The sequence below is a fragment of the Winogradskyella sp. genome, from assembly GCF_965656915.1.
Classification (GTDB): domain Bacteria; phylum Bacteroidota; class Bacteroidia; order Flavobacteriales; family Flavobacteriaceae; genus Winogradskyella.
Window position 1 is genome coordinate 1 of sequence record NZ_CBFHMI010000080.1, and the last position, 9,390, is coordinate 9,390.

9 protein-coding genes are annotated in these 9,390 nt (G+C 34.3%); 5 read left to right on the forward strand and 4 right to left on the reverse strand.

The window, feature by feature from the left end; genetic code table 11:
• The 4 genes from ACTG3Y_RS12720 to ACTG3Y_RS12735 form a co-directional block, all read right to left on the reverse strand.
• On the reverse strand, positions 1 to 2,702 hold a 2,702-nt coding region (locus ACTG3Y_RS12720; RefSeq protein ID WP_439153299.1), incomplete at its 3' end, for a DNA polymerase III subunit alpha.
• A 194-nt stretch (positions 2,703 to 2,896) separates the two neighbouring features.
• Entirely contained in the window at positions 2,897 to 3,286 is a 390-nt protein-coding gene (locus ACTG3Y_RS12725) for a ferritin-like domain-containing protein (RefSeq protein WP_439153300.1), read from the reverse strand.
• A gap of 182 nt (positions 3,287 to 3,468) precedes the next feature.
• Positions 3,469 to 3,918 (reverse strand): ferritin-like domain-containing protein, encoded by a 450-nt coding sequence (locus ACTG3Y_RS12730; protein WP_439153301.1) that lies wholly within the window; start codon positions 3,916 to 3,918, stop codon positions 3,469 to 3,471.
• Positions 3,919 to 4,113: 195 nt separating this feature from the next.
• Positions 4,114 to 5,403 (reverse strand): DUF6252 family protein, encoded by a 1,290-nt coding sequence (locus ACTG3Y_RS12735; protein ID WP_439153302.1) that lies wholly within the window; start codon positions 5,401 to 5,403, stop codon positions 4,114 to 4,116.
• A gap of 168 nt (positions 5,404 to 5,571) precedes the next feature.
• On the opposite strand from ACTG3Y_RS12735, the gene ACTG3Y_RS12740 reads away from it, so the two are divergent.
• From ACTG3Y_RS12740 to ACTG3Y_RS12760, 5 genes are all read left to right on the forward strand, one after another.
• Complete coding sequence (locus ACTG3Y_RS12740) at positions 5,572 to 6,090, forward strand: 30S ribosomal protein S16 (RefSeq protein WP_439153303.1); 519 nt, start codon at positions 5,572 to 5,574, stop codon at positions 6,088 to 6,090.
• A gap of 65 nt (positions 6,091 to 6,155) precedes the next feature.
• Positions 6,156 to 6,686: a ribosome maturation factor RimM gene (gene rimM, locus ACTG3Y_RS12745; RefSeq protein ID WP_439153304.1), complete on the forward strand. Its 531-nt coding sequence runs from the start codon at positions 6,156 to 6,158 to the stop codon at positions 6,684 to 6,686.
• The gene (locus ACTG3Y_RS12750; RefSeq protein ID WP_439153305.1) at positions 6,686 to 7,402 is read left to right on the forward strand and encodes a tRNA1(Val) (adenine(37)-N6)-methyltransferase; all 717 of its coding nucleotides are present in this window, start codon (positions 6,686 to 6,688) and stop codon (positions 7,400 to 7,402) included. The genes rimM and ACTG3Y_RS12750 overlap by 1 nt, the downstream gene beginning before the upstream one ends.
• A gap of 63 nt (positions 7,403 to 7,465) precedes the next feature.
• Positions 7,466 to 8,644, forward strand: coding sequence for an acyl-CoA dehydrogenase family protein (locus tag ACTG3Y_RS12755; protein ID WP_439153306.1), 1,179 nt, complete (start codon positions 7,466 to 7,468; stop codon positions 8,642 to 8,644).
• Positions 8,645 to 8,726: 82 nt separating this feature from the next.
• A partial coding sequence (locus ACTG3Y_RS12760; protein WP_439153307.1) for an SGNH/GDSL hydrolase family protein occupies positions 8,727 to 9,390 on the forward strand: 664 nt, incomplete at its 3' end.

Here is a 9,390-nt window from a genome sequence, read left to right on the forward strand (position 1 = left end):
CCACGTTGGAAAAGTTCATATGTTTTTTCATCATCGAGTGGAAAGCTGTCTGGATCGAGATCAATATTATGCTTTGCTTTTACAATCTTAACAGTATCCTTAATCAACGTAAGGGTTTTAAGACCCAAGAAATCCATCTTTAACAAGCCTGCACTTTCAACGACTGAATTATCGAACTGCGTGACATATAAATCTGAATCTTTAGCCACTGATACAGGCACATAGTTAGTAATGTCACCTGGCGTGATAATGACACCACAGGCATGAATACCTGTATTACGTACAGAACCTTCTAGAACCCGAGCTTGGTTGACCGTTTCTGCCTGTAAATCTTCTCCGTCTGAAATATTAAGAAGTTCATTGACTTTTTCTAAATCTTCAGTTCTAAACTTTTTAGCCAATTCTTTTTCAGAAAGTCCAAATATCTTTCCGAGTTTAGACATGGTTGGAATCAATTTTGAAATACGATCCGCATCACCAAGTGGTAAATCTAAAACTCTAGCTGTATCTCTTATTGAAGATTTTGCCGCCATCGTTCCGTAAGTAATAATCTGAGCTACTTGATTGGCACCATATTTATCAATAACATATTGCATGACACGACCACGACCTTCGTCATCAAAATCGATGTCAATATCTGGCATACTTACACGATCTGGATTTAAGAAACGCTCAAAAAGTAAATCGTACTTAATAGGGTCAATATTGGTAATCCACAAACAATAAGCTACAACAGAACCTGCTGCCGAACCACGACCTGGCCCGACAGAAACATCCATATTTCGTGCTTCGCGAATAAAATCTTCTACAATTAAGAAATAACCTGGATAACCTGTGTTTTCAATAACACTGAGCTCAAAATCGAGACGTTCTTTTATTTCTGGTGTGATATCACCATAACGTTTTTTAGCCCCTTCGTATGTTAGATGTTTTAAATAGGCATTTTCACCACGTTTACCTTCATCAATCTCGTCTTCTTCGTCTTTAAATTCATTAGGAATATCAAAGGCAGGAAGCAATACATCACGAGCTAATTCGAAAGGCTCAATTTTATCAACGACCTCTTGTATATTTACTATAGCTTCAGGAATATCTCTAAACAAGGCCTTCATTTCTTCCGAAGACTTAAAGTAATATTCCCGATTTGGTAATCCATAGCGATAACCTCTTCCGCGGCCAATAGGTGTTGCTTGTTTTTCACCGTCTTTTACACACAACAAAATATCATGTGCATTTGCGTTTTCTTGTTCAACATAGTAGGTGTTATTCGTGGCTATAAGCTTTACATTATGTTTTTTTGCGAATTGAATTAAGACTTGGTTCACGCGATTTTCATCCTCTTGATTATGACGCATTAATTCAATGTACAAATCGTCCTTAAACGCATCTTTCCACCACAGTAAGGCTTCTTCGGCCTGATTTTCACCAATATTCAATACCTTACTTGGCACTTCACCATAGAGATTTCCTGTTAAACAAATAAGGTCTTCTTTATAGTGTTCAATAAGCTTTTTATCAATACGTGGCACATAATAAAACCCATCCGTAAAGGCTGCCGATGATAGTTTTGCCAGATTGTGGTAGCCTTTTTTATTCTTAGCTAAAAGTACAATTTGGTAGCCATTATCTTTTCGGGTTTTGTCTAGATGATTTTCACATACAAAAAACTCACAACCAATAATTGGTTTAATGAGCTTGCCTTCCTTCTCTTCTCCTTTTTCTTGGGCTTCTTCATGTTGTACTTTTACAGATTTGTTATGATTAGAAACGGCACTCACAAAATGAAATGCTCCCATCATATTACCATGATCTGTTAAGGCAACTGCAGGCATTTCTTCTTTTGCAGCAGCAGCTACTAAATCTTTAATACTTATTGTGGATTGAAGAATTGAAAATTGAGAATGATTATGCAGATGCACAAAATCTGTATCCGCTAATTGCGCAGCAGCTTCTTTATTTGTTTCTGTTGGAAGGGCTTGTGTCTGCTCCTTTTGAAGTCGCTCATTAATTTTAGCACTTTCGCGCTTAAGATTTATGTGTTTTAAGCCAATAAGCTGAATTGTATCAGGGTTTTCTTCTGAAAATCTCTGAAAATAATCGGGTTGTACATCGAGTTGTTCTTTGGTATATTCTTCTCGTCGTATTAATTCTAAAAAGCAACGGGTTGTTGCTTCAACATCTGCCGTGGCATTATGTGCTTCCGCGAACGGTTGATTAAATAAATACTCATGTAATTCGGTTAGTGTAGGAAGCTTAAATTTACCTCCTCTACCACCAGGGATTTGACATAGACTAGCTGTTTGTTCTGTACAGGTATCTAAAACTGGTAATTCTTGTAATGGGTTTGCCACATCTTCACGCACAAATTCAGCACCCATGATATTTAAATCAAACTTTACATTCTGCCCAACTACAAATTTGGTTTTAGATAACGCCGTATTAAACTTTTCTAAAACTTCAGATAAAGGTACTCCTTGTTCTAGAGCCAACTCAGTGGAGATGCCGTGAATTTTTTCAGCATCATAAGGAATATTAAAACCATCTGGCTGTATTAAATAGTCTTGGTGCTCGATACAATTACCCATAGCATCATGTAACTGCCAAGCAATTTGTATGGCTCTTGGCCAATTGTCTGTATCTGTAATTGGAGCGTCCCAACGTTTAGGTAAACCTGTAGTTTCAGTATCAAAAATTAAAAACATAAGTTCTTTTGAAATAAAAAATCGGAAATTTAAAATTAAGAAATATTATAATTTTTCTCAGTTAAAGTTATAAACAGTTGTAAACAAAAAACCACCCTTACGCGTGGTTTTAACAGTATTATTTGATTTATATATTATGACATTATAGTTTCATAATTTTTGGCTTTTACAATTGACGTCTCAATTGCATTTTTTTACTTTATTATGAGGTTTTCAATGTTCTTTGGCAATTCAATTTCTGAGAGAATTTGATTGTACTCTTCTAAACTAGTTTTTTCGCCTCTTATAGTTTCATTAAGCATAGCCTCTTCATCGTTAGAAGAAAATATAGCTTTCAACGACATCCAATTTCTGTGGACCTCTCCGGAAATGTTACCTGAATTTTCAGGGATTTCTCCATTTCCCCAGACTTCTGTTCTTAACTCCTTTACAAATCTGGCTCTGTTCTTTGCTCTTTCTTTGAAAAAGTTTTTAATTTCTGGATTTTCAACTTTTTCAATTGCCTTAGCATAGGCATCTTTAGCATTTATATTTTTTTCTATTAAATCGTTTAATTTATTTGAAATTTCTTCTGAACACTCCATTATCTCTTACATATTTTAAATTTCAATACCTTTTTTTGTGATGCGTATTGTTTCACATCATTTCTTTATAACATACCTTATTTTGTAGGAAAACCCTAACATTTCACTGTGTTTAACATAGGTTTATGACCTAAAAAAGCCACGCATTTGCGTGGCTTACATTTCTTAATCTAACTGGAGTATTATGACAATACTTCCTCGTATAATTTCACAGAATTAATTGCTGCTTCGATTGCGTTTCTCTGCTCTCTTAATAGCTCAATTAATCTTGAAGGAAAATTATTATTACTTAGTAATTCGTTGTATTCTTCTAAGCTTGCTTTTTCTCCTCGTAAAGCTTCATCAAGAATTGTTTCTTCATTGTTTGAAGAAAATGTTGCTTTTAAACTCATCCAATTTCTATGCATTAAGCCTTTGAAACTTCCTGAGTCTTCCGGAATTTCTCCATAAGTTAAAATCTCTGTTCTTAACTGACGTGCGAATTTTGATCGTTCTTCAGCCCTATTTTTAAAGAAGTTTTTTACGTTTCTATTTTCAACTTCTTTAATAGCGTTGATATAGCCTTTTTCTGCATCATAATTTTTTACCAGCAATTCATTTAATTTGTCTGAAACTATTTTTTCGTACTTCATTTTATCTTTATCGTTTTTAATTTCAACACTTTTTTTATAGATGCGTATTGTTTCACATCCGCATTTATAGTATAAGAGGAATAAACTGCTAAGTCAACTATTTTAACAAGGTTTAATACTGTTTAACAGCATTTAACAAAAAAAGCATTACTCATACAATAAGTAACGCTTCTTTATTAATATACAAAGTTGTTTTTATGCCTGTAAATAATCTGGCACACCGTCCATATCTGTATCAACAGCATCAGCAGGATTACCATCCGTATTTGGATCTGCGTTTTCATTTATGGTTAAAATAGCATCACCATCATCATCATTATCTAAATAATCTTCAACTCCATCTCCATCTGTATCACCAGACTCAAAATTAGAGAACAAACCATCTCCATCATCATCATTATCTAAATAGTCTACATCTCCATCACCATCAGTATCCACTGGATTTCCATCCGCGTCTAGAACTTCATTAATTGTTAGTATACCATCTCCATCATCATCATCATCTAAAAAGTTAGGGATGCCATCTCCGTCAGTATCGTCATTAGACAAATCTCCATCTCCATTAAAATCTTCAAATGCATTAGGTATGCCATCACCATCATCATCAGCACAATCTATACTATCAATTTCTGCCTGAACATTTCCATTAGAATCACCACAAAACTGAATTTGTTCCTGAAGATAAAAAACGTATTGTGCACATTTCTCGTTAAAGTTACCAATTGTTGCTGCATTGTATTGAGATTCTGCTTCTTGTCTATTAGCTGTTGCCTGAGCACATGTTAGTTCACAATTACCTAAAGCATCAATCATAGACTGAATTGAACCATCTAAATCACCACAATAGTTTCTTTGGTCAGAAAGAGCTTGTGCGTAAGTGTTACAGGCCGCAACAAAATCTGAACTATTTATAAATTCTAAATCTGAAGAAAATGTAGCCTGGTAATTTATCATTGCAGCATCAGACGCTGTTTCTGTATCTATACACGTTATTGGGTTTGTTGGAAACTCGCCAGATATTAATGGAACTTTGAAAAATATACCATTAGCATAACCCACAGAATTTAAACCTGAATCATCAAATGCTAAAAATGTAAATTTACCCGTAAATGTTCTTCTGGTTACATCAATCTCCTCAATTATAATTTCACCATATTCTGGGTAAATAGAAACACTAGGATCTGGTCTGTTATTTGTTGTAAACCTTGTACCAAATCCATCGATATATTCTGCTTCAATAGCATTAACATCGCCAACAATAAAAGTTCCAGTTGAAACAGATGGCACCCTAAGATTAATAGTCTCTACATTATTTGTTCCCGTAATGGTTAAAAATCCATTAGCGTCTATACTTGCGGAAAACGCTTTAGCTCTCCAAAGTTGATTAGCTCTGTCTCCTTGAAAAGCAGGTGAGTTAAATTCTACTTCATCACCACAGCTGAATAGTGCAAAAAAAACAAGAGATAAGAGGATAAGTTTTTTCATTTTTTACGTTAAATTATCATTGCTTTAGTTATAACAAATCAAGAATGTCAAAAGTATAATAATTTTTGATATTGCCTAAAGCTAAATAAAGTGTTGATAATTAAAAAAATATCTTATCTTTGCGCCCTCATTAATAACAGAGGTCGAGAACCTCACTAATTAATTATTATGCCTGTAAAAATTAGATTACAAAGACACGGTAAAAAAGGAAAGCCTTATTACTGGATCGTAGCAGCGGATTCTCGCTCTAAAAGAGATGGTAAATACCTTGAGAAACTAGGTGCTTACAATCCAAATACAAATCCTGCAACAATCGAATTAGATGTGGATGGTGCTGTAAAATGGATGCAAAATGGTGCACAACCAACTGACACTGCAAAAGCAATTTTATCTTACAAAGGTGCAATGCTTAAAAAGCATTTAGCTGGTGGTGTAAGCAAAGGTGCTTTAACTGAAGAACAAGCAGAAGCAAAATTCAACGCTTGGTTAGAAGAAAAATCAGCTAAAATCCAAGCGAAAGCTGACGGGTTATCAAAAGCTGATGCTGATGCGAAAGCAAAAGCATTAGAAGCTGAAAAAGCTGTAAATGAAGCTCGTATTGCTGCAGCTGCGCCAGTTGTTGAAGAGGAAGAAGTAGCTGAAGAAGCTACAACTGAAGAAACAACAGCTTCAAACGAGGAAGAATAAAATATTAATTTTTATATTTCTAACCCAGACTATTTTAGTCTGGGTTTTTTTATACCCTATTTTTTATGACAAAAGACGACTGTTTTTATTTAGGAAAAATTGTAAAAAAGTACAGCTTTAAAGGTGAGCTTTTGGCAAAACTAGACACTGACGAACCAGATTTGTACGATAACTTAGATGCTATTTTTGTGGATCTAAGGGGTAATCTGGTGCCATTTTTTTTAGAAAGTTCTCAGTTACACAAATCAAATCTACTCCGATTAAAATTTGAAGATGTAGATAGTGAAGCTGATGCCGACGCATTGATGAAGTCAGATTTATATCTTCCATTAGATTTACTTCCAAAACTCGAAGGTGATAAATTTTACTTCCATGAGGTTATTGGATTCACTGTTATTGATAAAAATTATGGTGCGGTTGGTATTATAAAGGCAATAAATGACTCTACAGCTCAAGCACTTTTTGAAATTGATAAAGACAATATTGAAATTTTAATTCCAATGAATGATGAGTTCATTGTCAATGTGGATCGTAAAAATAAATTAATTGAAGTTGAAACACCAGATGGATTGATTGACTTATATCTCTCTGAATAATGGCAACCGAACCTTTTAAGTTTAAACAGTTTACTGTAAATCAAAATCGTTGTGCCATGAAGATTGGCACTGATGGAGTACTGTTAGGTGCTTGGACTAGTATAAATCATAGACCTTTTTCAGTTCTTGATATAGGATCAGGCACAGGAATTTTAGCTTTGATGATAGCACAAAGGAGCACAGCACAAATAATTGAAGCAATAGAGATAGACGCTGATGCTTACGAGCAGTGTGCCGATAATTTTGAAAATTCATCATGGTCTGACCGTTTGTTTTGTTATCACGCCGCGTTACTTGAATATGTGGAAGAAATAGAAGATAATTACGACCTCATCATTTGCAATCCACCTTTCTATTCAGAAGATTTTAAAACTAATAACACATCTAGAGATTTAGCAAGATTTAATGACGCTATGCCGTTTGAACATATTATATATGCAGCAGTAAATCTACTGTCTGAAATTGGTATTTTATCAATTATTCTTCCCTTCAAAGAAGAAGAGCACTTTACGTCAATAGCATCAAAAGTTGGTTTGTTTCCTAACCGAAGAACACATGTTAAAGGTAATCCCGAATCTGATATTAAAAGAAGTTTGTTAGAATATTCATTTGTAAAATCTAAAGTTGAAACTTTAGAATTAATTATTGAAACAGGTCGTCATCAATACACTGATGATTATATAAATCTAACCAAAGAATTTTACCTTAAAATGTAGGTCTGTTGTTGGGCAATGAAAACGTTTTCGTTACTTTTGTTATTCAAATTTTAATCATAAAATATGAAGCCAGATTTATTTGAAGCACCAGATTATTATAATATAGATGATCTTCTTACTGAAGAACATAAACTCATACGAGATTCTGCAAGAGAATGGGTAAAACGAGACGTTTCACCTATAATCGAAGAATATGCTCAGAAGGCCGAATTTCCAAAACAAATTATAGATGGATTAGCCGAAATCGGCGCATTTGGTCCATATATTCCTGAGGAATATGGTGGAGCCGGATTAGATCAAATTTCATATGGTTTAATCATGCAAGAAATTGAACGTGGAGACTCTGGAGTAAGAAGCACGGCTTCTGTACAATCATCATTGGTTATGTATCCTATATGGAAATATGGTACAGAAGAGCAACGCAATAAATACTTACCAAAATTGGCCTCTGGAGAATGGATGGGTTCATTTGGGTTAACTGAACCAGATCATGGAAGTAATCCAGGTGGCATGACCACTAACTTCAAAGATATGGGAGACCATTATTTGTTGAATGGTGCAAAACTTTGGATTAGTAATTCCCCATTCTGTAATGTTGCGGTTGTTTGGGCTAAAAATGAAGAAGGACGTATTCATGGACTCATTGTAGAGCGAGGTATGGATGGTTTCTCTACACCTGAAACTCACAATAAATGGTCCTTAAGAGCAAGTGCTACTGGTGAATTAATTTTTGATAATGTAAAAGTACCTAAAGAGAACTTACTTCCTAACAAATCAGGTTTAGGTGCACCACTTGGATGCTTAGATTCTGCGCGTTATGGTATAGCCTGGGGAGCGATTGGTGCGGCTATGGATTGTTACGATACTGCTTTACGATATTCTAAAGAACGTATTCAGTTTGGAAAGCCCATTGGAGCGTTTCAATTGCAACAAAAGAAACTCGCAGAAATGATTACTGAAATCACAAAAGCACAATTATTAGCTTTCCGTTTAGGTCAACTAAAAAATGAAAATAGAGCTACTTCTGCTCAAATCTCAATGGCTAAGCGTAATAATGTGGATATGGCTATTAAAATTACCCGAGAAGCAAGACAAATGCTTGGTGGAATGGGTATTACAGGAGAATATAGTATTATGAGACATATGATGAATCTGGAGAGTGTCATAACTTACGAAGGAACACACGACATTCACCTATTAATTACAGGATTAGACATTACGGGCTTAAACGCTTTTAAATAAAATAGTGAACCTACTATTAATATTAAAAATGCTTCTCAATTAGGAAGCATTTTTATTATGTGAATATCTTATCTTTACTTCTATGAAAAAGATAGGCTTGTTTTTCTTGATTACATGTAGCCTTTTTACATGTAATTCTAATGACGATTCAGCATCTGCACCTCCAAAATCTTATACTATTTTATCATTAGGTGATAGTTATACGATTGGCGAAAGTGTCTGTGATAGCTGTGGTTTTCCTGAGCAACTTAAGGATAGTCTAATAAATAATTTTCCAAATCAAGATAGTTTTAATTTACAAGTTATAGCCCAAACCGGTTGGACGACTTCAGATTTAAATTCAGCTTTAGAGCTCAGGAATATAAATAGCGATTATGATCTTATCACATTGCTTATTGGAGTTAATAATCAGTTTCAAGGATTACCATTGTCTACATTTCAGACTGAATTTGATGATATAGTCAATAAATCTATCACTCTGGCAAATGGAAACAAAAACCGGTTAGTTATACTAAATATACCTGATTACTCAAATACAGAATTTGGTCAAATTTTTGGCAGTTCTTCAATCATAGAAGAAATAGCCTTATATAATGGTTATATAGAAACCTATTGCGCAGATAACAACCTCAACTTTATAGATGTTCAAAATTTAATCATTAATGGTTTAGTGCATCCAGAATTAATTGCATCAGACGGATTACATCCTTCTGAATTAGCATATTCTAATTTAGTTGATCAACTAC

Coding starts and splice junctions, on each gene's coding strand:
- ACTG3Y_RS12730 (WP_439153301.1), bottom strand. CDS start 3,918: ATGAAGTACGAAAAAATAGTTTCAGACAAATTAAATGAATTGCTGGTA.
- ACTG3Y_RS12755 (WP_439153306.1), top strand. CDS start 7,466: ATGAAGCCAGATTTATTTGAAGCACCAGATTATTATAATATAGATGAT.
- ACTG3Y_RS12725 (WP_439153300.1), bottom strand. CDS start 3,286: ATGGAGTGTTCAGAAGAAATTTCAAATAAATTAAACGATTTAATAGAA.
- ACTG3Y_RS12735 (WP_439153302.1), bottom strand. CDS start 5,403: ATGAAAAAACTTATCCTCTTATCTCTTGTTTTTTTTGCACTATTCAGC.
- ACTG3Y_RS12740 (WP_439153303.1), top strand. CDS start 5,572: ATGCCTGTAAAAATTAGATTACAAAGACACGGTAAAAAAGGAAAGCCT.
- ACTG3Y_RS12750 (WP_439153305.1), top strand. CDS start 6,686: ATGGCAACCGAACCTTTTAAGTTTAAACAGTTTACTGTAAATCAAAAT.
- rimM (WP_439153304.1), top strand. CDS start 6,156: ATGACAAAAGACGACTGTTTTTATTTAGGAAAAATTGTAAAAAAGTAC.